At 59.8% G+C, this 23,301-nt stretch carries 23 protein-coding genes and 1 tRNA gene; 15 read left to right on the top strand and 9 right to left on the bottom strand.

From position 1 onward, the window contains the following. The first annotated feature begins 28 nt into the window (after positions 1-28). The 4 genes from amaB (at position 29) to ACYVIT_RS19605 (ending at position 5,337) form a co-directional block, all read left to right on the top strand. Positions 29-1,531 carry an L-piperidine-6-carboxylate dehydrogenase gene (amaB, locus tag ACYVIT_RS19590; protein ID WP_415804156.1) on the top strand — a complete coding sequence of 501 codons (1,503 nt, stop codon included), beginning with the start codon at positions 29-31 and terminating at the stop codon, positions 1,529-1,531. Between the two features lie 157 nt (positions 1,532-1,688). Continuing rightward, positions 1,689-4,094, top strand: coding sequence for a glucose/quinate/shikimate family membrane-bound PQQ-dependent dehydrogenase (locus ACYVIT_RS19595; protein ID WP_415804157.1), 2,406 nt, complete (start codon positions 1,689-1,691; stop codon positions 4,092-4,094). A gap of 45 nt (positions 4,095-4,139) precedes the next feature. After that, on the top strand, positions 4,140-4,754 hold the full coding sequence (locus ACYVIT_RS19600) for an ABC transporter ATP-binding protein (protein ID WP_415804158.1): 615 nt from the start codon (positions 4,140-4,142) through the stop codon (positions 4,752-4,754). 40 nt (positions 4,755-4,794) lie between these two features. Further along, positions 4,795-5,337 (top strand): GNAT family N-acetyltransferase, encoded by a 543-nt coding sequence (locus tag ACYVIT_RS19605; protein ID WP_415804159.1) that lies wholly within the window; start codon positions 4,795-4,797, stop codon positions 5,335-5,337. A gap of 24 nt (positions 5,338-5,361) precedes the next feature. Here ACYVIT_RS19605 and ACYVIT_RS19610 read toward each other — a convergent pair whose 3' ends face one another. After that, a complete protein-coding gene (locus ACYVIT_RS19610) occupies positions 5,362-5,793 on the bottom strand; it encodes a cupin domain-containing protein (RefSeq protein WP_415804160.1) in 432 nt (143 codons plus the stop codon). A gap of 92 nt (positions 5,794-5,885) precedes the next feature. Between ACYVIT_RS19610 and ACYVIT_RS19615 the strand changes: the two genes are divergently transcribed. Beyond that, the gene (locus ACYVIT_RS19615) at positions 5,886-6,230 is read left to right on the top strand and encodes an EF-hand domain-containing protein (protein ID WP_415804161.1); all 345 of its coding nucleotides are present in this window, start codon (positions 5,886-5,888) and stop codon (positions 6,228-6,230) included. A 31-nt stretch (positions 6,231-6,261) separates the two neighbouring features. Here ACYVIT_RS19615 and ACYVIT_RS19620 read toward each other — a convergent pair whose 3' ends face one another. Beyond that, entirely contained in the window at positions 6,262-7,236 is a 975-nt protein-coding gene (locus ACYVIT_RS19620; protein ID WP_415804162.1) for a GlxA family transcriptional regulator, read from the bottom strand. A gap of 114 nt (positions 7,237-7,350) precedes the next feature. Here ACYVIT_RS19620 and ACYVIT_RS19625 point away from each other — a divergent pair, with 114 nt between their 5' ends. Then, positions 7,351-8,031 carry a DJ-1/PfpI family protein gene (locus tag ACYVIT_RS19625; RefSeq protein WP_415804163.1) on the top strand — a complete coding sequence of 227 codons (681 nt, stop codon included), beginning with the start codon at positions 7,351-7,353 and terminating at the stop codon, positions 8,029-8,031. A 71-nt stretch (positions 8,032-8,102) separates the two neighbouring features. Here the strand turns inward: ACYVIT_RS19625 and ACYVIT_RS19630 are convergent, their stop codons facing one another. Then, positions 8,103-10,199 carry a catalase gene (locus ACYVIT_RS19630; RefSeq protein ID WP_415804164.1) on the bottom strand — a complete coding sequence of 699 codons (2,097 nt, stop codon included), beginning with the start codon at positions 10,197-10,199 and terminating at the stop codon, positions 8,103-8,105. A gap of 356 nt (positions 10,200-10,555) precedes the next feature. Between ACYVIT_RS19630 and ACYVIT_RS19635 the strand changes: the two genes are divergently transcribed. Together ACYVIT_RS19635 and ACYVIT_RS19640 are read left to right on the top strand one after the other, a co-directional pair. Next, positions 10,556-11,440, top strand: a complete 885-nt coding sequence (locus tag ACYVIT_RS19635; RefSeq protein WP_415804165.1) for an arginase family protein — start codon at positions 10,556-10,558, stop codon at positions 11,438-11,440. Positions 11,441-11,549: 109 nt separating this feature from the next. Beyond that, positions 11,550-11,903, top strand: coding sequence for a VOC family protein (locus ACYVIT_RS19640; protein ID WP_415804166.1), 354 nt, complete (start codon positions 11,550-11,552; stop codon positions 11,901-11,903). A gap of 436 nt (positions 11,904-12,339) precedes the next feature. Here the strand turns inward: ACYVIT_RS19640 and ACYVIT_RS19645 are convergent. The 4 genes from ACYVIT_RS19645 to ACYVIT_RS19660 all read right to left on the bottom strand — a co-directional run bounded on the left by ACYVIT_RS19645 (position 12,340) and on the right by ACYVIT_RS19660 (position 15,796). Further along, a tRNA-Gly gene (locus ACYVIT_RS19645) sits at positions 12,340-12,413 on the bottom strand. Between the two features lie 70 nt (positions 12,414-12,483). Continuing rightward, positions 12,484-13,470, bottom strand: coding sequence for a Bug family tripartite tricarboxylate transporter substrate binding protein (locus ACYVIT_RS19650; RefSeq protein WP_415804167.1), 987 nt, complete (start codon positions 13,468-13,470; stop codon positions 12,484-12,486). Between the two features lie 170 nt (positions 13,471-13,640). Next, entirely contained in the window at positions 13,641-14,606 is a 966-nt protein-coding gene (locus tag ACYVIT_RS19655) for a hydroxymethylglutaryl-CoA lyase (protein WP_415804168.1), read from the bottom strand. Further along, a complete protein-coding gene (locus ACYVIT_RS19660) occupies positions 14,603-15,796 on the bottom strand; it encodes a CaiB/BaiF CoA transferase family protein (RefSeq protein WP_415804169.1) in 1,194 nt (397 codons plus the stop codon). Before ACYVIT_RS19660 ends, ACYVIT_RS19655 begins: the two co-directional genes overlap by 4 nt. Before the next feature lie 195 nt (positions 15,797-15,991). On the opposite strand from ACYVIT_RS19660, the gene ACYVIT_RS19665 reads away from it, so the two are divergent. Beyond that, positions 15,992-16,657, top strand: coding sequence for a glutathione S-transferase (locus ACYVIT_RS19665; protein WP_415804818.1), 666 nt, complete (start codon positions 15,992-15,994; stop codon positions 16,655-16,657). A 112-nt stretch (positions 16,658-16,769) separates the two neighbouring features. On the opposite strand, the gene ACYVIT_RS19670 is transcribed toward ACYVIT_RS19665, so the two are convergent. Then, positions 16,770-17,678: a LysR substrate-binding domain-containing protein gene (locus ACYVIT_RS19670; RefSeq protein ID WP_415804170.1), complete on the bottom strand. Its 909-nt coding sequence runs from the start codon at positions 17,676-17,678 to the stop codon at positions 16,770-16,772. A gap of 131 nt (positions 17,679-17,809) precedes the next feature. Between ACYVIT_RS19670 and trmB the strand changes: the two genes are divergently transcribed. From trmB to lysM, 5 genes are all read left to right on the top strand, one after another. Further along, positions 17,810-18,574: a tRNA (guanosine(46)-N7)-methyltransferase TrmB gene (trmB, locus tag ACYVIT_RS19675; RefSeq protein WP_415804171.1), complete on the top strand. Its 765-nt coding sequence runs from the start codon at positions 17,810-17,812 to the stop codon at positions 18,572-18,574. A gap of 2 nt (positions 18,575-18,576) precedes the next feature. Continuing rightward, complete coding sequence (gene pip / locus ACYVIT_RS19680; RefSeq protein WP_415804172.1) at positions 18,577-19,518, top strand: prolyl aminopeptidase; 942 nt, start codon at positions 18,577-18,579, stop codon at positions 19,516-19,518. Positions 19,519-19,527: 9 nt separating this feature from the next. Continuing rightward, positions 19,528-19,728, top strand: coding sequence for a sulfur carrier protein ThiS (thiS, locus tag ACYVIT_RS19685; RefSeq protein WP_415804173.1), 201 nt, complete (start codon positions 19,528-19,530; stop codon positions 19,726-19,728). A 223-nt stretch (positions 19,729-19,951) separates the two neighbouring features. Next, a complete protein-coding gene (locus tag ACYVIT_RS19690; protein ID WP_415804174.1) occupies positions 19,952-20,671 on the top strand; it encodes a class I SAM-dependent methyltransferase in 720 nt (239 codons plus the stop codon). 153 nt (positions 20,672-20,824) lie between these two features. Next, positions 20,825-21,271: a peptidoglycan-binding protein LysM gene (gene lysM, locus ACYVIT_RS19695; RefSeq protein WP_415804175.1), complete on the top strand. Its 447-nt coding sequence runs from the start codon at positions 20,825-20,827 to the stop codon at positions 21,269-21,271. Between the two features lie 131 nt (positions 21,272-21,402). Here lysM and ACYVIT_RS19700 read toward each other — a convergent pair whose 3' ends face one another. Continuing rightward, on the bottom strand, positions 21,403-22,302 hold the full coding sequence (locus ACYVIT_RS19700) for an aldo/keto reductase family oxidoreductase (RefSeq protein WP_415804176.1): 900 nt from the start codon (positions 22,300-22,302) through the stop codon (positions 21,403-21,405). 93 nt (positions 22,303-22,395) lie between these two features. Here ACYVIT_RS19700 and ACYVIT_RS19705 point away from each other — a divergent pair, with 93 nt between their 5' ends. Beyond that, complete coding sequence (locus tag ACYVIT_RS19705) at positions 22,396-23,301, top strand: LysR family transcriptional regulator (RefSeq protein WP_415804177.1); 906 nt, start codon at positions 22,396-22,398, stop codon at positions 23,299-23,301.

Here is a 23,301-nt window from a genome sequence, read left to right on the forward strand (position 1 = left end):
ATAACCCTTAAAAAGCGAAGGAACCGGCATGAACACCCCCCAAGAAATCTTGCGAGCGCTCGGCCTGAATGCGGATTCGCTGACTGGAGGAACGCTGATTGCGCGCAGCCCCATCGACGGGGCCGAACTAGCCCGGGTGCACGAACACAGCGCCGCGCAGGCCCACACCGCCATCACGCGTGCGCATCAGGCCAGCTTGGTTTGGCGCGACGTCCCAGCGCCGCGCCGCGGCGAACTGGTGCGTCTGTTCGGCGAGATTCTGCGTCAGCACAAGCGCGAATTGGGCCGTTTGGTCAGCCTGGAAGCCGGAAAAATCATCGCGGAAGGCGAAGGCGAAGTGCAGGAAATGATCGACATCTGCGATTTCGCGGTGGGCCTGTCACGCCAACTGTATGGCTTGACCATCGCGTCCGAACGCCCGGGCCACCGCATGATGGAGACGTGGCATCCGCTGGGCGTGGTCGGCGTGATCAGCGCCTTTAATTTCCCGGTCGCCGTGTGGTCCTGGAACGCTGCGCTGGCACTCGTCTGCGGCAATGCCGTAGTGTGGAAACCGTCGGAGAAAACGCCGCTGACCGCGCTGGCCTGCAAGGCACTCTTTGCCCAGGCCACGCAGCGCTTCGGCGATACGCCCGCCGGCTTGGTGGAAGTGCTGATCGGTGGCCGCGACATCGGGGAAGTGCTGGTGGACTCACCTACAGTGGCATTGGTGTCGGCCACCGGATCGACCCGCATGGGCCGCCAGGTGGGGCCGCGCGTGGCCCAGCGTTTCGGCCGCGTGCTGCTGGAGTTGGGCGGCAACAATGCCATCATCGTCGGCCCGACGGCCGACCTGGACATGGCCGCGCGCGGGATCGTGTTCGGCGCCATCGGTACGGCGGGTCAGCGCTGCACCACCACGCGCCGCCTGATCGTGCACGAAAGCGTGGCCGACGATCTGTTGCAGCGTCTGCACAAAGCCTATGCCAGCGCACCTATCGGCAATCCGCTGGATGCGACCAAACTGGTCGGCCCGCTGATCGACCGCGCGTCGTTCGACACTATGCAGGCGGCGCTGAAGGCCGCGCGCGAACAGGGCGGCAAGGTGACCGGCGGCGAACGCGTGCTGGCCGAGGAGTACCCGGATGCCTGGTACGTGCGCCCAGCCATCGCCGAGATGCCCGGCCAGACCGATGTAGTGTGTCACGAAACCTTCGCGCCTATCCTCTACGTAATGCGCTATACCGATTTCAACGCGGCGCTGGCGCTACACAACGGTGTGCCTCAAGGCCTGTCATCGGCCATCTTCACCAATGATCTGCGCGAAGCCGAAACCTTCCTGTCGGCGTCGGGCTCCGACTGCGGTATCGCCAATGTGAACATCGGCACCTCGGGCGCTGAGGTTGGTGGCGCGTTCGGCGGTGAAAAGGAAACGGGCGGCGGTCGGGAATCCGGTTCGGACGCATGGCGCAGTTACATGCGCCGCGCCACCAACACGATCAACTATACGCGTCAACTGCCGCTCGCCCAAGGCATCAAGTTCGGTGAGTAATGCCCTTGGCCGAGCCAGTGCGATGGCTTGAGCCACGTCCCACACAGCCATCGCACAGGCGGTGGCTGTAGAGGCTACTTTAAATTGGCCGAATACTGTTGTACTACGAACCGGTATGATGGATGGGTTGTTGATCTCACTCCTAAAGGATCACGCCATGAATACCAACGGTCAATACAGGAGCGTGGCCCAGACCATCGGCTGGGTAATCTTGCTGCTCATTGCGCTCTATTCTCTAGTGGGTGGCGTCTGGTTGGCGACGCTGGGCGGCTCGTGGTATTACGCCGTGCTGGGTATCGTGCTGCTGGCGTGCGCGGGGCTGCTGTGGCGCAATCGTGAGACGGGACTGTGGCTTTACGCGCTGGTGCTGGCGGCCACCGTGGTCTGGGGCGTGTGGGAAGCCGGAACCGATTTCTGGGCGCTGGCGCCGCGCTATGACATTCTTTTCCTGCTGGGCCTATGGTTGTTGTTACCGCCAGCCACGCGTGGCTTTGCCGCTCCCCGCCCCGCGAAAGGCGCTATCGGCATAGCCATGATAGCCATGCTTGGCGTGCTGGGATACGGCATATTCAACGACCCGCAGGAGATCAACGGCACCTTGAGCCGCGCGCAACCGGCCGAGGCAAAGCCCGTATCCGGGGTCGCCGCTGAGGACTGGCCATCCTATGGGCGCACCGAAGGCGGCGTACGCTACTCGCCGCTCACGCAGATCAACGACAGTAACGCCAAAAACCTGCAAGTCGCATGGACCTATCGCACGGGCGATTTTCGTACGGAAAATGATTCCGGCGAGACTACCAACGAGGTAACGCCCATCAAAGTCGGCGACAAGCTATTCCTGTGCACCCCTCACCAGTTTCTTGACGCGCTGGACGCTGCCACCGGTAAACGCCTATGGCGCTACGACCCGAAACTCAAAGCCGACAGGACGTTTCAGCATCTGACCTGCCGCGGCGTGTCTTACCACGATGCTGGCAACACTGAGCGCTTCCCGGCCAGCCAGACCAAGGAGGACAGCACCGCGTCCACCATCTGCCCACGGAAAATATTGCTTCCCGCCAATGATGGCCGCCTGATCGCCGTGAACGCCGACAACGGCCAGAAATGCACCGACTTCGGTAACGATGGCGAGATCGACCTGCAAAAAAGCATGCCGCATGCCTACCCTGGCGGCTACAACCCGACCTCGCCACCAGTGGTGACATCGACCACCATCGTCATTGGCGGCTCGGTCACGGACAATTTTTCCAACAAAGAACCCTCTGGCGTAATTCGCGGCTACGACGTGCGCACTGGCGCGCTGAAATGGGTGTTCGACACCGGCGCGCAGGACCCGAACGCCATGCCAGGCGAGTCCACGCAGTTCGTGCACAACTCGCCGAATGCCTGGGCGCCGCTGGCCTATGACGCGCAGAGCGACATCGTTTACGTCCCGACTGGCGTAGGCACCCCCGACATCTGGGGCGGTGACCGCGACCCGCTGAAGGAACGTTATGCCAATTCCATGCTGGCGCTGGACGCCACCACGGGGCGTCTCATCTGGGATTTCCAGACGACACACCACGACCTGTGGGACATGGACGTGCCGGCGCAACCATCACTCATGGACGTGACACTGGCGAATGGCCAAACCGTGCCGGCGATTTATGTGCTCACCAAAACCGGCAACGTATTCGTGCTTGACCGCCGCAACGGCCAGCCTATCGTGTCCGTGACGGAAAAAGCCGTGCCGCAGAACGTGGCACGCGGTCCGCAAACACGCGACGAGCATTATGCACCGACGCAGCCGTTCTCGAGCCTGAATCTCGCGCCGCAAGAAAAGCTCACGGACAAGGACATGTGGGGCGCCACGATGCTCGACCAACTCATGTGCCGTGTGATATTCAAACGCCTGAATTACGACGGCATCTACACGCCGCCTTCTGAAAACGGCACACTGGTGTTCCCCGGGAACCTCGGTGTGTTTGAGTGGGGTGGCATGTCGGTGAACCAGGATCGCCAAGTGGCACTGATGAACCCCATCGGCCTGCCCTTCGTCTCCAAGCTCGTACCCGAAGACGCGAATCGCCCGCACAAAGAGAAAGGCGCAGGCACGGAAAGCGGCGTGCAGCCCATGTACGGCACGCCGTATGGCGTCGAACTGAATCCCTTCCTGTCACCGCTAGGCCTGCCATGCAAGGCTCCGGCCTGGGGTTACGTCGCAGGCGTCGATCTGCAGAACCACCAGGTGGTATGGAAAAAACGTATAGGCACCATACGCGACAGCTTGCCGCAGCTGTTCCAACTGCCGCCCTTGAAGATCGGCGTGCCCGGCCTGGGAGGCCCCATCTCGACAGCCGGGAATCTGATGTTCGTCGCGGCCACGCAGGACAACTATCTGCGCGCTTTTGACGTCAGCAACGGCGAACTGCTGTGGGAAGGACGCCTGCCAGCAGGTGGCCAAGCCACGCCGATGACCTACGCCGTCAATGGCAAACAGTATGTAGTCGTCATGGCCGGAGGCCATGGCTCGTTCGGCACCAAGATGGGAGACTATCTGGTGGCGTACGCCCTGCCGGATTGATGGCCCAGACCCTGCATGACCTGAACATCAGCACATCCATCCAATATGCTACGCATCGACAACCTCAGCAAACGCTATGGCGATCACCTCGTATTTCAGGGGCTGACACAATCTTTTCCCTCAGGTTGTGTGGCGCTATGCGAAGAAGACAGCACGGGCAAATCCAGCCTGCTGCGCATTATCGCAGGCGTCATTGCACCGGATGAAGGAGACGTCTGGATCGATGGACATTCGATCGTCAACGCTCCTGAGCAGGCCAAATTCCGCCTGGCCTACGTGCCCGACAATTGTCTGGCATTTCCCGAGCAGACGGGCAAAGGTTTGCTCGAACAGGTAGCTTTGCAGAAGAAAGCTCCCATAGACGAGGCCGTGCTCGACCTTGCTTCCCGGCTGGGGTTGACGCCTCATCTGGACAAGCGCTTCGATCAAATGTCGACAGGGACACGCCGCAAAGTCTTTCTGACGGCCGCCGCCATTGGCGACCCGGTTGCCATCATCGCAGATGGTCCCAGCAACGGACTGGACGCGCAGGCCCGCGTCGCGCTGGCCGAACAATTCCGAATCTGGTCTCTGGATCGCGTGGTGCTGTTCGCCAGTCACGATTACGAGCTGGTCCAGGTTTGCGGAGCAAGGGCGATCAACGTCGCAGGGTTGAGCTGAACTGGCACCTTAGAACGCAAACAACAGCGCTGGACTACTTATGTCTCCAATTACCTTTGAAGGACTGGTTTTCCGTAGTTTTCGGAACAGTGACACGAAGGAATTTGCACGTGCCGCGCGGGAATCTGTCGAGACGGTTGGGCGATGGATGCCATGGTGCACGTCCGCCTTTTCAGAACAAGATGCGCGCGCGTGGTTCAACCAATGCCGTGCGAGTATGCGCGCCGAGACGGGGTACGAACTGGGGGTGTTTTCAGAAAAGACGGGTGAACTGCTAGGAGGGGCAGCACTGAACTCGATAAATCGTCAGTATCTCTTCTGCAATTTAGGCTATTGGGTAAGACAATCGGCTCAACGACAAGGTGTGGCGGTTCGCATCGTGCAGGCTTTGGCGCCATATGCATTCAATACGCTGGGCATGCAGCGCGTAGAGATAGTGATTGCCGTAGGCAACACAGCAAGCGAAGCGGTAGCTCGCAAAGGTGGCGCGCAATTCGAAGGGATCGCGCGGAATCGGCTCCAATTACACGGCACCACGGTATCGGCGTTGATGTTTTCAATCGTCCCGGCCGTGCAGGAATAACTGGCCCAGACGCGACACGCAGAGCTAGCCGCGCTGACGCCCCTCGGGACTCCAATCGGGAGGGGCCAACTCGAAGCTGGCGTACTCGAACCCGGGCGCGACGGTGCAACCTATCAGCGTGTAACGTCCAAGCGGACGCGCAGCCTGCCAGACATCAGCCGGCACCACAGCTTGCGGCCGTTCGCCGTTCGCGAAATCGGTACCCAGCGTGACGGCTTCCACCTGATTGCCATCGAACAGCGAGAGAAGCAATGGATCGCCGGCGTAGAAGTGCCAGACCTCCGCCGCATCGCGCACGCGGTGCCAGTGGGAGCTGTCACCGGCCTCAAGCAAATAGTAGATAGCCGTTGAATGAGCGCGCGTGTCGCCGCGTACATCACGAAAGGTCTCGACATACCAGCCGCCTTCCGGGTGGCGCTGCATGCCTAGGGTTTCGATGATTTCACTAGCTTGCATTTAATGCTGTCCTTGTCGCAGAAGGGTTGGAGACCACGGGAAAAGCAGTTATGCTCATTGAAGTAAGCTGTTCGCGAACTGAAGGAGCACCCATGAATAAAACCACACTTTCGGCCGCAATTGGGGCACTCGTCCTGTTTCCCGTTCTCTGCGCCGCAGCGGCGTCGCCTCCCGCATCGACCTCGCTGACAGCTGAGCAGCGCCAACAACTCGACACCGACCGCAGCGGCAACGTGAGCCAAACGGAATACCGGGCCTTCATGGAAGCGGCCTTTGGCAAACTGGACGCGGACTCGGACGGCTATCTCGGCAAAAACGATTTCCCCAAAGAAGTCAGCGAGAGTCAGTTTGTAGCGATGGACGCGAACCGCGACGGCCGCATCGCCAAAGCAGAATTCATGACTCAGGTGATGAAAGACTATACAGGTGGAAAGTAAATGGGAAGGCAGTTCCGGCCCTGGAGCCCTGTCAGGAAATCGAGAATCGCTCCCGATAGGCTTGAGGGCTGATCCGTAGCAACCGAATGAAACTGCGCCGCATGCCTTCCTCGTTGCCAAATCCGCAGCGGGCTGCGACACGCTTGACTGACCACGCAGTATCGACAAGCAGCCGCCGTGCCGTCTCGACCCGCAGTTTCTCAACAGCACGCGCGGGCGTCATGCCCGTTTCTGCTTTGTAGTGGCGCATGAAACTGCGCTCGCTCATGTGGAGCCGTCTGGCTAACGCAGGAACGGACAGGTCGGAGCCCAGGTGCTCCCCCATCCACGTGTGCAATTCGCCAAACTGATCGTTCGCCTTTTGCATCGAGAGCGTGGCGCTGAACTGAGACTGGCCTCCCGGCCGCTTCAGAAAGACGACGAGTTCACGAGCGACCGCCAGCGCCATCGAGCGCCCCAGGTCCTCTTCCAACAACGCAAGAGCAAGATCGATGCCCGCAGTGACTCCCGCGGATGTCCAGATATCACCGTCGCGAACGAAAATGGGATCCGTTTCTACACGCAGTGTTGGATAACGGTTCGCGAGCTCTTCGCAGCGCGACCAATGCGTTGCCACGCGACGTCCATCCAGCAATCCGGCCTCTGCCAGCAGAAACGCACCGGAACAAACCGAGGCGATACGCCTGGACCTGCCTACTTGCCGCCGAATCCAATTAGTCAGCCGCGCATCCGCCGACGCGGCGTGGACGCCACGCCCGCCCGGTACCACCAGCGTGTCGATGGGCCCTTTCACGGTACGCAGGGAGTGGCTCAACAGGGCCAAGCCGGAGGACGAGGTCACGAGCCCGGGATCGGCTGACACGACTCTGGGCGCATAGGGCCGTGCGAGCCCTCGCGCTGCCAAGAGCTCATTGGCCGAGGCAAAAACCTGCAATGGCCCGCTGACGTCCAGCAATTGAACGTCCGGAAACGCCAGCAGCAAAATGGATCGAGCTTGGGCTGACATGATTTGGCAGAAACCGAGGGGTAATTGGCAATTCCGCCAAAGACTACCTGCATAGAATGTCTATGTCTATCCCGGGCCCCGTCGTTGTCCCGCGTCTTTGAAAAAGGCATCCTCATGACGATTCAAATCGGATTTCTGGTATTTCCCCGCGTACAACAACTGGACCTGACCGGTCCTCACGATGTCCTGGCGTCGTTGCCTGACACAACGATCCAATTGATCTGGAAAACACGTGAGCCGGTTGTGTCCAGCAGTGGCCTCATCTTGACGCCCACCGCCACCTATGAAGACTGCCAGCCGCTGGACGTTATCTGCGTACCTGGCGGGAGTGGCGTGACGGACTTGCTGCAGGACAGTCAGACCATCGACTTTGTCAAAAGACAAGCCACCAGCGCCCGTTACGTCACATCCGTGTGTACCGGAGCGTTATTGTTGGGTGCGGCAGGTTTACTGCATGGCCGGCGAGCGACTACGCACTGGGCCTCCCACTCATTGCTTGAGCCCTTGGGCGCCATTCCGGTTCACGAACGGGTAGTCCGTGATGGCAACATCATCACAGGTGGCGGCGTGACAGCGGGTATTGATTTCGGATTGACCGTAGTCGCGGAACTGGCGGGCGCTGAGCAAGCGCAGGCTATTCAACTCCAGCTCGAATATGATCCGGCGCCGCCTTTCAATGCTGGCAGCCCGGATGTCGCTCCACGGTCAATCGTGGAGCTTGTAAAACAACAGTCCGAACCTGGGTTCGCGGCTCGACGCAGGATCGTCTCCGAGATCGCAGCCTCGCGAAACTGAGTGCGCGGCGCCGCCCAGGTCCCCGGCGGATACAGGCGCCAGCGCACTCTCTCTGCAAAACAGGTACGGAATCAAGCCAGCGTTCGCACCTTGGGCTCACGGTCCCATTGCCGCGTCTTGGCTGCCTTGATAAAGCCGCGAATATCGTCGGCTTCTACCACGCCCGGGTCCTTCATGACGCCTCCTGCCTGCAGGACCGCTTGCGCACCCACGTTGGCGGCTATCGCCTTGAGATGTCCGTAGGCGTCGCGTACCCAGTCAACTGCCGCAGCCTCCTTGGCCAGTTTCTTGCCGGCCTCGGCGGACAGCACGATAGCGACTGCGTCGAAGACGACCGATGGCGTTCCCGCAAGCTGCCCGTCGGCAGGCAGCTTGGTCCCGTCACTCAGCTTGGCGCCGCCCACCTTGGGCGCAACGATCTTGACGCTGGCCCCAGCCGCCTGCGCCGCTTGGCGTAGCGCCTGAATCACAGCGGCGTCCGAGCCGTCGTCAACCAGGATACCAACCGCCCTGCCCTCCAGCGTGGCCTTCATCTTGCCGATGATCTGCAATGCCGGCGACGGCGGCATATCCTGGGGTTTGACTGCGGCCGGCGGCGCGGGCGGCAGGCTATCCAACGCCAGACCATCGGCCACGCGCTTGGCCAGGTCGCCATCGATATGGCGCAGGTGCCCAACGACGGCTTCCCGAACATGAGGCGTTTCCACCTTCGACAACTCGAACACCAGCGCCGAAGCGATATGTGCCTGCTCCGGTGCCGTCTGGCTCTTGTAAAACAATCGCGCCTGACTGTAATGATCGGCAAAGCTCTCCGGCCGGATGCGCCCCTTGCTTCCGTCCTCGGCGGGTTGCGCGTAGCTGCGAAAGCCCGACGCTGTTTCTCGAGGCGTATCGACCTGCAGGGAACTAGGCTCGTAGTTCACTCGCCCTTTTGGAACCTGCATCTGCATATGACCGTCGCGTTGCAGGTTAGCGAACGGACACTTGGGCGCGTTGACGGGAATCTGGTGAAAGTTCGGTGATCCGAGCCGGGACAGCTGAGTATCGAGATACGAGAACAAACGCCCCTGCAGCAGAGGATCGTTACTGAAATCGATCCCCGGCACGATGTTGGCCGGACAGAACGCTACCTGTTCGGTTTCCGCAAAGAAATTATCCGGCCATCGATCGAGCACCATGGTCCCGATCACAGTGAGCGGTACGGTTTCTTCGGGAATCAACTTGGTCGCATCGAGATGATCGAATGGAAACTTCGCGGCGTCCTCTTCCGTGAATAGCTGCACGGCCAGTTCCCATTGCGGGAAATCTCCTCGCTGTATCGCCTCGAACAAGTCCCGTCGGTGGAAATCCGGATCGGCGCCCGCGATTTTCACCGCCTCGTCCCATACCGTCGATTGCAGGCCGAGCTTCGGCCGCCAATGGAACTTGGCGAACGTACTCTCTCCCTTGTCGTTCAGCAGTCGGAAACTGTGAACGCCAAAACCCTCGACCATGCGCAGAGAGCGGGGAATTGCCCGGTCGGACATTGCCCACATGATCATGTGCATCGATTCGGGGGTGAGCGAAATGAAATCCCAGAATGTGTCATGGGCCGAGGCCGCCTGGGGGAATCCGCGATCCGGCTCCATCTTCACCGCATGTACCAGATCGGGAAACTTAATGGCATCCTGAATGAAGAACACGGGGATGTTGTTGCCGACCAGATCGAAGTTGCCTTCCTGCGTATAGAACTTCACTGCAAAGCCCCGCACATCACGCGGTGTGTCGATCGAGCCTGCGCCGCCGGCAACGGTGGAAAATCGGACAAAAACGGGTGTCTTGGTACCGATCTCAGTCAACAATTTGGCGGTGGTGTACTTCTTCAGCGATTTGCTCAACTCAAAGTGACCATGGACTGCAGAACCGCGCGCATGCACGATACGCTCCGGAATACGTTCATGGTCGAAATGAGTGATCTTCTCGCGCAGGATGAAATCTTCCAGCAACGTCGGCCCGCGCATTGTCGGGCGCAAGGAATTCTGGTTGTCGGAGATCGGGATACCCTGGTTGGTCGTCAGCGGCGGATGTGTCCCGCCTGCTTCCTGGTGAAGCTCATCACCGTTTCCACGGCGATCGGACTTGCTCTTGCTGACGGATGCACCGGAACGTCTTTTCGGCATATTGGCCATGGCTGGGCTCTCCTTGAGGGATGGCGGGCTGAATGGACAAACTCGAACACGTACGAGTTTTTTATACCTGAAAGGCCATTGCGGATGCGGTGACTGGAACAAAGAGTCACACTGTTTCGCTATCGGTCAGATATAAATCTTGCAAAATGGGGATCGGCATAGCTCAAATCCTCATGCGCGTACCGTTCCTGTCACCGGCCAGAGTCACTGCTCAATAAAGCGCGCCTCGGTAGTTGGCACCGAATGATGTTCGCTTCGTCGCTCAAGCCCGACCGTCAATCGGAAATCGAGGGGGCCGGCCGACGTACCGTCGCAGTAGTGACTTACTCTGCAAATTGCTGCTAATGGAGATGCGCATGCAAACCCTCTCCTATGCAATTCTCGAAGCCCCCTCCACGTTGGGCTTGGCGACCGACGGCGTGGAATGCTTGCCTGATCGGCTCTTGGAACTCGGTCTCGCCCAGCGCATCCGTGCGCGACGCGCCGGGCGGTTGGCTGTGCCTCCCAAGAATCCTACGCCCGATCCCACGACGGGCGTCTTGAATGCCGAGGCAATTGCGGCGTGGTCGCCCCAGCTTGCCGACGCCGTGGAGGCGATACTGGACGCGAGGGAATTTCCGGTGGTCCTCGGCGGCGACTGCACAATTGTGCTGGGCTCGATGCTCGCCCTTCGACGGCGCGGCCGCTACGGCCTGTTCTTCATCGATGGCAACGCTGATTTCTTTCAGCCTGAGGCGGAGCCCAATGGCGAAGGCGCCTCGATGGACCTAGCCTGGGTCACTGGCCACGGCCCATCGCATCTAACCGACATTGAAGGTCGCGGCCCGCTGGTGCGTCCCGAAGACGCAGTAGCGTTCGCGTATCGTGATCATAAAGACCAGGAGGAGTACGGAAGCCAGCCGCTCCCCAAAGCGCTCAAGGCGATTGACCTTCCTGCCGTACGCGCAAAGGGCATCGAGGCCGCCGCGCGGGAAGCAGTCGACCACCTGACCCGAGAGGAGCTCGACGGATTCTTCATTCATCTCGACGCCGATTGCCTCGATGATGGCATCATGCCGGCAGTCGACTTCCGTGTGCCGGAAGGGTTGTCGTGGGATGCGCTAAGCACCACGCTTCGGATTGCCCTGGCGAGTGGCAAGGCAGTCGGCATCGAGATCACCATCTATAACCCACTTCTGGACGAAGACGGCAGCGCAGGACGAGGCCTGGCCGACGTAGTAGCAGCAGCGCTTCGACAGTAAATACGCTGCGGAGAGTGATGCGCTCAGCCTGCAATGTTCTTGTCAGCGTTCTCTAAAGCACCTGCAGCAACTTTTTGCTAACTTCGCCGCGCGGTAGAAGGAGTCAAGATTGCAAGTCAAACGTATAGTGGCCAACCTGGACGTGCCGGACCCGAGTCGAGCTCGCGCCTTTTATCAAGACATTCTCGGCCTGGAGCTTTTGATGGATCATGGTTGGCTTCAGACCTATGGCTGCGCGGCGGAAAAAATGACCGTTCAGTTGAGCTTTGCAGTGCAAGGCGGATCTGGAACGCCTGTGCCGGATTTATCGATCGAAGTCGATGACGTGGACGAAGCGCTGCGACGGATGAGGGAAACCGGGTTTTCCGTCGAGTATGGGCCGGTTGATGAGCCGTGGGGAGTACGTCGATTCTATGTTCGCGATCCTTTTGGAAGGCTGGTCAACATTCTTGCGCACGCCTGAGCAACGATATCCTCGGCCAGCCATGTCTTGCTCTCGCGGCGATCACCCGGCCACGGTCGAACCACCTGATGATGACCACCACTGATAGCGCAGCTTTTGGATTGAACCTGATGAGTGATCAATGTCACCTGGTCGTTGATCAGGAGCAAGCTTTAACTTAGCTTGGAATATTGATCCCGACGTAAACACTTTGGGCGAAAGCATGCTCAGGATGAGGGAATGCGGAATCAAGCGCAAAATGAATTGCGTTGGCAAGCGCTTGCCGATCAGCGACGATACGCTCAAGGACTGCTACCTCGGAGCTAAGCCAACTAAGCATATTCGCCGCCAGCTAATGGAATTTAGAACCCACCCAGGCTCATTCCCTTATGGCCCACCTGATTAAGCGCGCTCATCCCCAATCAATGAGTATCAGCACGCAAAATAGCCAAAATTCTGGAGCGGGTGATGGGAATCGAACCCACGCTTGAGGCTTGGGAAGCCGCCGTTCTACCATTGAACTACACCCGCTTGGGTGTCGTGCCGCGCCCATAGGCGCGGCAGAGGGGTTGGATTATAGCGCGGGTTTCAACACCGTGTTTTAGTTCGCCTTGATCCCGGCAGCCTTCACGACTTTGCCCCAACGGTCATATTCCTGCTGGGTGTATTCACCGAGCTTTGCCGGTCCCATGAACTCGGCTTCCGCGCCCTGCGCTTCCGCTTTTTTGCGGAAATCGTCGGTCTTCATGATGGTCTCGATCTTGCCTGCCAGCTTGTCGATAACGGCCTGGGGCGTGCCTTTAGGCGCATACATGGCAAACCACGACGACACCAGCAAATCCGGATAGCCCGCCTCAGCGACAGTCGGTACGTCCGGCAATGACGCCAGACGATTCGGCCCAGTCACTGCCAACGCGCGGAGCTTGCCTGCAGCGATATGCCCCAGCAACGGTGGCGGAGTCGTAATCGTCATATCCACCGCACCACCCAGCAAATCGTTCAAGGCGGGTCCGGTGCCTTTGTACGGGATGTGTGCGATTTTGATGTCCGCCATCTGCTTCAGCAGTTCCGTTGCCACGTGCTGCAGGGCACCATTGCCAGATGAGGCATAGTTCAGCTTGTCGGGATTGGCCTTGGCATAGGCGACCAATTCTTTTAAGGAATTGATCGGCAAACTCGGACGAATAACGATGACCTGCGGGGCGGACAGGATGTTGGCAATGGGTGCAAAATCCTTGATCGGATCCCAATCGACGGGCTGCACATGCGGAGAAATCGCGTTGTAGCCGGAATACTGCAGCAACAAGGTATAGCCGTCCGGCGCGGCTTTGGCGACGGCTTGTGAGGCGATGCTGCCCGAGGCGCCGGGTTTGTTTTCCACGACGACGCTTTTGCCCAGGGCTTCGCCCAAGGGTTGTGCGATCAGACGCGCGGCCAGATCCGTCGTACCGCCAGGTGCTGCGGGAACGAGCAGCGTAACAGGACGATCAGGATAGTCGGCCAGCGCAATAGCGGGGCTGGCGGCAATAGCCAGGGTGGTCGCGGCCAAACCGGCGCGCAGAGTTTTAGACAGTAAAGATAGCGTCATGGACAGGGTCTCCTGATAGTTTTTCTGGACGATGTTGTTGGAATGATTCTGATGGCTAGCTTGTTATGGGTAATGCTGCGAAAAATTTTTAATCTGCGGTAATGCGTTGCTCAGCTTGAACACGTGTCCTGCGATAGCGCACTGTAGAATCCGTCACTACATACGGTTGATTACGCATGAACGCCGTCAGCCGGCCCAAATTTTTCCGCCAACCATGCCGGCGGCTGGTGCGTAGCCAGCCGATGGCCTGCCGCCAGCAATGGGGTCGAGAATTCGCGCTGCACCAGTTGCGGCAGCCCGCGCACGATGTTCAATAGCGGCTGCAAGGACACACCGGTTTTCACGCCCATGCACTCGAACATGTGAACGAGCTCTTCGGTGTTGACATTGCCGCTGGCGCCAGGCGCATAGGGACAGCCGCCCAATCCGCCCGCCGCTGCGTCAAAGCGCGTCACGCCGGTTTGCCATGCGGCAATGGCGTTGGCTAGCGCCATGCCACGTGTGTTGTGCAAATGAATGGTGATGGGCAAGCCCGGCAGTTCCCGCAATACGGTCTCGCACAACGCCGCAACCTGGGTGGGATAGGCCATGCCCGTGGTGTCGCACAGCGTAATGCCAGCCGCGCCCGCCTCGGCGAGTTGGTGGGCCAGGCTCAACACATCGTCCACCGGCACATCGCCATCAAAGGGACAACCGAACACGGTAGACAGCGAGACGTTGCAAGGGGTCGAGGTGCCCTGCGCCGCATGCAGAATGCTGGTCAGCTCAGTCAGGGATTGATCTCGCGTCATACGCAAATTGGCGCGGTTATGCGTTTCGCTGCTGGACATCACCAGATTCATTTCCTGGGTGCCGACTTCGATAGCGCGCTCCAGGCCGCGGATATTGGGAACCAGCGCGGTATAGATGACATCGGGATGCCGGCGGATGCGGCGCATGACTTCTTGCGCATCGGCCAGAGCAGGGATCGCTTTCGGCGAGGTAAAGCTCGTGACTTCAATGCGTGCGAATCCGCAGTCGGAGAGCGCGTCGACCAAAGCGATTTTGTCTTCGGTAGAAACGAACGCCTTTTCGATTTGCAGGCCGTCGCGCGGGCCGACTTCGTTGATTTCGATGCTGGGCGTACCGGTGTTCATGCGATGACTCCACGGGCGCGCAATTCGGCGCGTTGTTCTTCAGTCATCCCGGCGTCGGCGAGTACGGTATCGGTATGCTCGCCCAGTGTGGGTGCACGATCATGAATAGCGCCGGGATTATCGGACAGGATGGGGAAAACAGCAGGCATTTCGACGCGAATGCCGCTAGCGCCCTGTATTTCAGCGATAGCGTTGCGCGCACGATAATGCGGATCACGGGCGATGTCGGCGACCGAATAGATACGGCCGCTGGGAACGTCAGCCTCGCGCATGGCTTGCAGAACTTCGTCGATATCCCGTTCCGCCGTCCAGGCGCTGATGGCGCCGTCGATTTCGTGCACGCGGGCAGCGCGGCCATCGTTGTGTGCCAGGCCGGGATCTTTGCCCAGATCATCGCGGCCGATGCGAGACATCAATCGTGTGTAGATACCGTCACCATTGCCAGCAATGAGGACGTACCCGTCTTTGCAGCGGTAGGCATTCGAGGGCGCAATGCCTGGCAAGGATGCGCCGGATGGCTCGCGCACTGCACCAAAGGCGGTGTATTCGGGTAGCAGGCTTTCGGTCAGGTTGAACAGGCTCTCGTAGAGCGCTGCGTCGATGACTTGGCCTTGTCCACCGCGAGCATCGCGCTGATACAGGGCCAGCAGCACGCCCAGCGCACCATGCAGACCAGCGATCGTGTCGCCCAATGAAAGCCCGCCGCGTACAGGAGCGCGGCCGGGTTCGCCGTTCAGATAACGCAGACCGGCCATGGCCTCGCCAATCGCAGCAAAACCGGGCTCGCGGGCTTTGGGGCCGGTTTGGCCATAGCCGGATACGCGCAGCATGATCAGGCGTGGGTTGAGTTCGTGGAGCTCCTCCCACGACATGCCCCATTTTTCCATGGTGCCAGGGCGGAAATTCTCTATCAACACGTCGGCTTGGGCAGCCAGCAGGCGAATGATTTCCTGGCCTTCTTTCTGGCGCAAATCGACGCAAACGGATTGCTTGTTGCGGGATTGGGCCTCCCACCAGACGGAGGTACCCTCGTGCAACAATCGCCATTTACGCAGTGGATCGCCTAGGCCAGGAGGCTCGATCTTGACGACTTGCGCGCCGAAATCGGCCAAGGTTTTGGCGGCGAAGGGGCCAGCGATCAATTGCCCCAACTCCAACACGCGTATGCCCGCCAGAATTTGCCCTGCCATGTGTGTTCCTATGAATGATGGATTTCAGCGGATGGGAGTGTGCGCGAAAGCATGCGGCAGGGGAATTGTTCTTATAAGAAATGGGGTTTCCCAAACGAGAAAGGCCCGACTGACGAACGGAGAAATCTCACGGAAAAACTAGGGAATGTACTAACCTGAGAAGTCGTGCAAAGAAATCCGTCTATTACCCAGCTCATGCCCTCGCCCGTTTTACCCGTCCTCTATTCATTTCGCCGTTGCCCCTATGCGATGCGCGCACGATTGGCATTAGCGGCCAGTGGCCAGCGTTGCGAATTACGCGAGGTAGTCTTGCGCGCCAAACCTGCGGAATTGTTGGCGGCCTCGCCCAAGGGCACGGTACCGGTGTTGGTGCTGCCGGGCGGAAAAGTGATAGACCAGAGCCTGGACATCATGCGTTGGGCCTTGGCGCAGCACGACCCGGAACATTGGCTGACACCCGATCGAGGCTCGGCAGCCGATATGGAGGCCTTGATTCAGCAATGCGATGGCTCGTTCAAGAGCGATCTGGATCGTTATAAATACCCTGATCGTTACGAAAACGCCGATGCCCTGTCCCATCGCACGGCGGGGGCACAATACTTGACGGAATTGGACCGCCTCCTGCAAGGACAAGACTATCTGTTTGGCGCACGGCGCAGCCTGGCCGACATGGCCATCGCACCCTTCGTGCGCCAGTTTGCGCATGTCGACCCGGCATGGTTCGAGGCGCAGCCCTGGCCTGCGTTGACGCAGTGGCTAGAGGCCTTTCTGACAGACACGCGGTTTCAGCAAGTCATGGAAAAATACGCCCCATGGGTATCTGGCACAGAAGGCATTTACTTTCCGAACGATGATAACTAGCCGTCAACGTCTGACACCGTGTGGACGAATCAATGGATCGGTTGGTGGACGACGCGGCCCATCAAACACCGCATGACGCGGGTACATCAGAAATACCAGCGTATCCGCGTCCCTACACGTTCGAGCTCTCGTCACTGCGCAGGTGTGCCAGCAACAATCGCGCCGCCACCGTCAGCGTATCCGCATCGCGCACGCCCAACAATAACCAGCGGTGCGCCCATTCATCCGTCAGCGGGATCAAGCGAATCGACATCGACCGCGCATGCGGCTCCGCCGCGATACGCGGCAACACCCCTACGCCCCCCGTCGCCACCACCATCCGACAGATCGCATCAAAACTGCGCACCTGGATCCGCAGCCGCATTGCCTGGCCCAAGCGCACACTTTCCTCGTTCAAGCGCGATGCCAACGACGTCGACGGCGGCAGGCTCACATACTCGTAATCCAACGTTTGCGCGAACGCGATAGACGGCGAATTCGCCAACGGATGACGCTGCGGCGCAATCAACACCAACTCATCCGGTCGATAAGGCACCGTCAACAAGCCTTGCGCCGGCGTGCGATCTGCAAACACGCCAATATCTGCGCGATTTTCCAGTACCGCCGTCACGATATCGGTGCTGTTCTGCTCCTCCAGATCGATCCGCACGGCCGGGTGCTCGTCCATGAACGCTGCCAGGTCCTCCGGCAAGAACTGCGTCAATGACGACGTATTCGCGGCAATCCTCACCTGCCCCTTCACCCCTTGGGCAAAGTCAGACAAGCTGCCCGCCATCTGCTCGACCTCTTGCAGCACCCGCTGCACATGCACCAGGCAAACCTGCCCCGCGTCGGTCAGCTCCACCCCGGCCGTATTCCGATACAGCAAAGGCGTTCCCAACGCCGCCTCCAGATCCGAAATCCGCTTGCTGGCCGCTCCCACCGCCAGATGCGACTGCCGCGCGCCCGCAGAAATACTGCCCGCCCGCGCAACAGCGGCGAACAAAGCCAGCGTAGTGAGATCAAACCGAGCGACATTCATGATCGAAATGCTACCCCACAACCCGATAGCTTTTTGCGGCCGCGGAATTTTCCAACACTGCCAGCCGGCCCGATGGCCCCGGACCGACGTCCGGGAGAACAACTGCCCCCGGGCCTACTACAATCCCCCCTATGAACACGAACACCCCCGACTCCCCTGATACCGCGCCCCTGTCGGAAGCCACCCGCGCCGCCCTAGAACCGGCCACGCAAGCCCCGCACAGCCCCGGCGCGACCCACATCCGCAGTTTCGTCCACCGCCGTGGCCACATTACCCAAGGCCAACGCGACGCACTCGAGCAGCTGCTGGAGAAATGGTCCATCCCCTACACCCCCCAGCGCCTGGATCTGGCAGCCCCCTTCGGCCGCCAAGCCCCCTCTGTGCTGGAAATCGGCTTCGGCATGGGCGAAACCACCCAGAAAATCGCCCAGGCCCGCCCTGACGACAATTTCCTGGGCGTGGAAGTCTTCAACGCTGGCGTAGGCTCATTGCTACGCCGCATCGAAGAATCCAGCCTGCAGAACCTGCGCATCATCCAGCACGACGCCGTAGAAGTCGTGCGCGACATGATCCCCCCCGACAGCCTGGCTGGCGTCCACGTCTATTTCCCCGATCCGTGGCCCAAAAAACGCCATCACAAACGCCGCCTGCTGCAGCCCCCATTCGTCTCGCTGTTGGCCAGCCGCATCGCCCCCGGCGGATACCTGCACTGTGCCACCGATTGGCAAGACTACGCCGTACAAATGCTGGAAGTCCTGAGCGCCGAACCGCTGCTGCGCAACACCGTTGCCGACTACGCGCCGCGCCCTGACTACCGCCCGCAAACCAAATTCGAAACCCGCGGCCTGCGTCTGGGCCATGGCGTTTGGGACCTGATCTTCCAGAGGACCGCTTAACTATGTTGTACCCCGCTATCGAGCCCTATCGCCACGGCATGCTGGACACTGGCGATGGGCACCTGATCTATTGGGAACTCTGCGGCAATCCGCAGGGCAAACCTGCCGTGTTTTTGCACGGTGGCCCAGGTAGCGGGAGCGCTCCCGTGCACCGTCAATTGTTTGATCCGCAGCGCTACAACGTGCTGTTGTTCGATCAACGCGGCTGCGGCCGCTCGACGCCGCACGCGAGCCTGGACAACAACACCACGTGGGATCTGGTCTCGGACATTGAACGCCTGCGCACAGAAGTCATGGGCGCCGACCGCTGGCTGGTGTTCGGCGGATCCTGGGGCTCGACGCTGGCGCTGGCCTACGCACAGACGCACCCCAGCCATGTCAGCGAGCTGGTCGTGCGCGGCATCTTCAGCCTGCGCCGTTCGGAGCTGCGGTGGTTCTACCAAGAGGGAGCCTCGTGGCTGTTTCCCGACCACTGGGAAGCCTATCTCGAACCCATTCCGCCAGAGGAACGGGGCGACATGATCGGCGCTTATCACAAGCGGCTGACTGGCCCGGATCCGGTGGCACAACTGCGCGCTGCGAAGGCCTGGAGCAAATGGGAAGACAGCACCATTACCCTGATGCCCAGCCCGCGCCACCAGCAAAGCCACGCCGCAGATCGCGCCGCATTGGCCTTTGCCCGCATCGAAAACCACTACTTTGTGAATAACGGCTTCATGGAAGAAGGCCAGCTCATTCGCGACGCGTACAAACTGCATGACATCCCCGGCACCATCGTGCAGGGGCGCTACGATATCTGCACCCCCGCACGCACCGCGTGGGACCTGCACCGCGCATGGCCCCAGGCGCAGTTTCACCTGGTGCCGGATGCGGGCCATGCCTTTGACGAGCCCGGCACCTTGGCCAAACTCATCGAAGCCACCGACGCCTACGCCGCACAATAAGGAGCCATCATGCACATCACGCTCAACGGTGCCGCACGCGAATTCCCGCTGGACACCACGGTCATCGAACTGCTCCAGACGCTGGGCTACGCAGGCAAACGCGTGGCGGTCGAACGCAATGGCGAAATCGTTCCCAAGAGCCAGCACGACGCCACCGTACTGAAAGACGGCGACCAAATCGAAATCGTAGTGGCCGTCGGCGGAGGCTGAATCGCGGGTTGCACTGACCTGGGGCACGCAGGCGTGACTAAGCGTGTCCCGATCAGGAATATCCGACACAGAATGTGAAAATTATCAACGGTGAGCTACCCAAACGAAGTTAGTACTTGCGCAAGGCCAACCACGTAGTACGCTGGCGCCTGTGTTTGATGTTGGCTCGCAAGAAGCACGTCTATTGCGTGGCGGCAAGCCAGCTCTGCTCACAGGAGTTCATATGCTGCTCAAGTTCCGGACCGGAGAAGAGCCCGGTCTGCCCGTAGGCTCGCGACTGTTTCGTATCGCAGGGGTTGCAGGCCGCGCCACCGGGCATGTTGCGAGTCGCATTAGCCGCCATTCCTGGGTGGCTGAGCGCATACGTTTTCTGCGCGCCTGGCGCGCCAATCCCAAAGGCATCGGCGCTATCTGGCCGTCCAGCGCCCGCCTGGCCGCCGCCATGACGCGCGATATCACGCCCAGTTCGGGGCCGTGCCTCGAATTGGGGGCAGGCACCGGGTCCTTTACCCGTGCCCTGGTGGCGCGCGGCCTGACATCGGCGCAGTTGACCTTGGTGGAAATGGATCCGCAGTTCGCGCAGCAATTGCGGCACGATTTCCCCGACGCCTATGTTTATCAAGGGGATGCCGCGAAACTGGTCGGCGTGCCATTGTTTGCCGACTGCTTGGCTGGCGTCGCCGTCTGTGGGCTGCCCTTGTTGAATATGCCAGTGAAACAGCAGATTGGCATTTTGCGCAGCACATTTGCTCAACTGCGCCCCGGCGGTTCAATGGTCCTATTTACATATGGACCACGTTGCCCGGTTCGACAACGTGTGCTCGATCGCCTCGGCCTGCGGGCGCGGCGTGTCGACACGGTCATTGCCAATGTGCCGCCCGCCCATGTCTGGAAATTGACCCGGCGTACAGCGGCTGGCGCCCTGCATGCGCCCATTGAGTAACGTTTAATTACTTATTATCAGCACGAGAAGAGCACAGCGTTCACGGAATCGGCCCATAATGGGTTCCCAGAAGATGTCGTCAGCAAGCTAAATCACGCCATCTCCTGCCAACAAGCACTTAACGTTTCTTAACAGTCTAAAAGAGGAAACACTATGGGTCTGCTCAGCTTTATTAAAGATGTCGGCGAAAAACTGTTTGGCGCCAGCGAAGCCCAGGCGGCATCGGTAGATGAACTGAAGAAGGAACTGGACAAGCACGGTCTGAGTGCCGATGGCCTGAACATTCAAGTCGATGGCGACAAAGTCACCGTGACCGGCGAAGCGGCCTCGACCGAAGAAGCCGAGAAAATCACGCTGGCGCTCGGCAACACTGTCGGTGTGGCCTCAGTGGACAACCAACTGACCGCCAAACAAGCCGCCCCCGAAGCCCAGATGTACACCGTCAAAAAAGGCGACAACCTCTGGAAAATCGCCGAGGCTCACTACGGTGCCGGCCAGGGCGCCAAGCACACCGTGATTTTCGAAGCCAACAAACCCATGCTGACGCATCCGGACAAGATCTATCCGGGCCAAGTACTGCGCATCCCGCCGCTGAACTGAACACCACAGCACAAACCGGCAAGCCCCGCAGCGTTTGCCGGTTTGGACCAGCGCGAACAATCCCCGTTCGCACTGGTTGACTCGGCCAGACTCCCGTCTGGCCGTTTTTTTCGTGGATGCCTACGTCCGAGCTAAACGGCCGGCGATACGTCCACTCCCTTTTTCACGCCATCCAGATCATTCAGCGCCGCCATCGCACCCTCAGGCAAAGAGATCTCTGCGCTCGCCAGGTTTTCCCTCAAATGCGCCACCGAAGACGTCCCGGGAATCAACAGAATATTGGGAGATCTGCGTAACAACCACGCCAATGCCACCTGCATCGGGGTCGCCTCCAGCCTCGTAGCGACATGAGACAGCGTCGACGACTGCAATGGTGAAAACCCGCCTAGCGGAAAAAACGGCACATAGGCAATGCTCTCGGCCGCCAAGGTATCAATCAACCCATCATCATCACGGTGGGCCAGGTTATACAGATTCTGCACGCAAACGATGGGGCAGATATGCCGAGCGTCCTCAATCTGTCGGCGCGTCACATTGCTCAATCCGATATGACGAATCAAGCCGCGCTGCTGGAGCTCGGCCATTGCCGTCACCTGCGGCTCTAGCGATCCCTCCGCCGGACCGTACATGCTGATTGTGCTGCGTAGATTAACGACATCAAGCACATCCAGACCGAGATTGCGCAGATTGTCGTGAACAGCCTGCGTTAGCTCATCCGGCGATGTCGCTGGCAGCCAGGAAGCGTCGGCGCCGCGCTTGGCGCCGATCTTGGTCACAATAGTCAGATCATCACGATACGGGTGCAAGGCCTCACGAATGATCTGGTTCGTAATATGCGGACCGTAAAAATCGCTGGTGTCGATGTGATCGACACCTAGTTCGATCGCCTCTCGCAATACAGCCACTGCGGCGTTTCGATCCTTCGGCGGACCAAATACGCCAGCACCGGCCAACTGCATCGCGCCATAGCCCAGACGATGGACCCTGCGGGGACCTAATGAATACCAGCCGGCTTTTTCAAGACTCGTCATGTGATTTCTCCTAAACGACATCGGAAATGTACGCGTGGGGCACATGTACGACAATCCATCATAAAGCGCACAAGTTGTGCGAAAATCCGAACAATGAAGACAGATCTAGGCGACTTGCATGCATTCGTGACGGTTGCACGAGCAAACGGTTTTCGCGATGGCGCGCGTCTGACAGGCACCAGCGCCTCAGGCTTGAGCGAAGCCGTACGCCGTCTGGAAACCCAACTGGGCGTCAGATTGCTCAATCGCACAACGCGCAGCGTCGCCCCCACCGAGGCCGGGCAACGATTATTGGAACGGCTGGGCCCTGCCCTCAATGAGGTTGAAGCCGCCATTGACGTCGTGAATCAATTTCGCAGCGGTCCTACAGGCACGTTGCGCCTGAACGTACCCGCCAGCGTCGCGCGCCTGGTGCTGCCCTCGATTCTGCCGGGATTCATGGCTGCCTACCCGGATGTACGGGTAGAAATCATGGTCGAAGAAAGTTTCGTCGACGTGATTACTGCCGGTTGCGATGCGGGTATCCGCTACGAAGAACGCCTGCAGCAGGACATGATTGCCATCCCGATAGGCCCGCGCCTCCAACGCGCAGCCACGGCCGCCGCGCCCGCCTACCTGGATCGGCACGGCCGCCCCAAACATCCCAAAGACCTGCTCAACCACAACTGCATTCGTGGCCGCTTCAGCAGCGGCACCATTTACCCCTGGGAATTCGAGCGTAGCGGCAAAGTGGTAACCATCAACCCGAGCGGTTCACTGCTGGTGCAACTCGGGGGTGGCGTCGACCTCGCCGTGGATGCGGCCATCGCCGGCACAGGTGTCATTCACCTGTTCGAGGATTGGCTGCGCCCGCACCTCGAGAGCGGCGCACTGGAACCCATACTGGAATCCTGGTGGCAATCGTTCTCGGGGCCATTCTTGTATTACCCCGGCCGGCAATTAGTCCCTGCGCCGCTACGGGCATTCATTGACTTTGTACGAGCGTTGCCGTCCGGGTGA

Source organism: Bordetella muralis, assembly GCF_054781015.1.

Coding starts and splice junctions, on each gene's coding strand:
- ACYVIT_RS19615 (WP_415804161.1), top strand. CDS start 5,886: ATGAATAAAACCACACTTTCGGCCGCAATTGGGGCACTCGTCCTGTTT.
- ACYVIT_RS19595 (WP_415804157.1), top strand. CDS start 1,689: ATGAATACCAACGGTCAATACAGGAGCGTGGCCCAGACCATCGGCTGG.
- ACYVIT_RS19630 (WP_415804164.1), bottom strand. CDS start 10,199: ATGGCCAATATGCCGAAAAGACGTTCCGGTGCATCCGTCAGCAAGAGC.
- ACYVIT_RS19605 (WP_415804159.1), top strand. CDS start 4,795: ATGTCTCCAATTACCTTTGAAGGACTGGTTTTCCGTAGTTTTCGGAAC.
- ACYVIT_RS19655 (WP_415804168.1), bottom strand. CDS start 14,606: ATGAACACCGGTACGCCCAGCATCGAAATCAACGAAGTCGGCCCGCGC.
- ACYVIT_RS19670 (WP_415804170.1), bottom strand. CDS start 17,678: ATGAATGTCGCTCGGTTTGATCTCACTACGCTGGCTTTGTTCGCCGCT.
- ACYVIT_RS19650 (WP_415804167.1), bottom strand. CDS start 13,470: ATGACGCTATCTTTACTGTCTAAAACTCTGCGCGCCGGTTTGGCCGCG.
- ACYVIT_RS19660 (WP_415804169.1), bottom strand. CDS start 15,796: ATGGCAGGGCAAATTCTGGCGGGCATACGCGTGTTGGAGTTGGGGCAA.
- ACYVIT_RS19700 (WP_415804176.1), bottom strand. CDS start 22,302: ATGACGAGTCTTGAAAAAGCCGGCTGGTATTCATTAGGTCCCCGCAGG.
- ACYVIT_RS19625 (WP_415804163.1), top strand. CDS start 7,351: ATGACGATTCAAATCGGATTTCTGGTATTTCCCCGCGTACAACAACTG.
- ACYVIT_RS19610 (WP_415804160.1), bottom strand. CDS start 5,793: ATGCAAGCTAGTGAAATCATCGAAACCCTAGGCATGCAGCGCCACCCG.
- ACYVIT_RS19665 (WP_415804818.1), top strand. CDS start 15,992: ATGCCCTCGCCCGTTTTACCCGTCCTCTATTCATTTCGCCGTTGCCCC.
- pip (WP_415804172.1), top strand. CDS start 18,577: ATGTTGTACCCCGCTATCGAGCCCTATCGCCACGGCATGCTGGACACT.
- lysM (WP_415804175.1), top strand. CDS start 20,825: ATGGGTCTGCTCAGCTTTATTAAAGATGTCGGCGAAAAACTGTTTGGC.
- ACYVIT_RS19690 (WP_415804174.1), top strand. CDS start 19,952: ATGCTGCTCAAGTTCCGGACCGGAGAAGAGCCCGGTCTGCCCGTAGGC.
- trmB (WP_415804171.1), top strand. CDS start 17,810: ATGAACACGAACACCCCCGACTCCCCTGATACCGCGCCCCTGTCGGAA.
- ACYVIT_RS19635 (WP_415804165.1), top strand. CDS start 10,556: ATGCAAACCCTCTCCTATGCAATTCTCGAAGCCCCCTCCACGTTGGGC.
- thiS (WP_415804173.1), top strand. CDS start 19,528: ATGCACATCACGCTCAACGGTGCCGCACGCGAATTCCCGCTGGACACC.
- amaB (WP_415804156.1), top strand. CDS start 29: ATGAACACCCCCCAAGAAATCTTGCGAGCGCTCGGCCTGAATGCGGAT.
- ACYVIT_RS19600 (WP_415804158.1), top strand. CDS start 4,140: ATGCTACGCATCGACAACCTCAGCAAACGCTATGGCGATCACCTCGTA.
- ACYVIT_RS19705 (WP_415804177.1), top strand. CDS start 22,396: ATGAAGACAGATCTAGGCGACTTGCATGCATTCGTGACGGTTGCACGA.
- ACYVIT_RS19620 (WP_415804162.1), bottom strand. CDS start 7,236: ATGTCAGCCCAAGCTCGATCCATTTTGCTGCTGGCGTTTCCGGACGTT.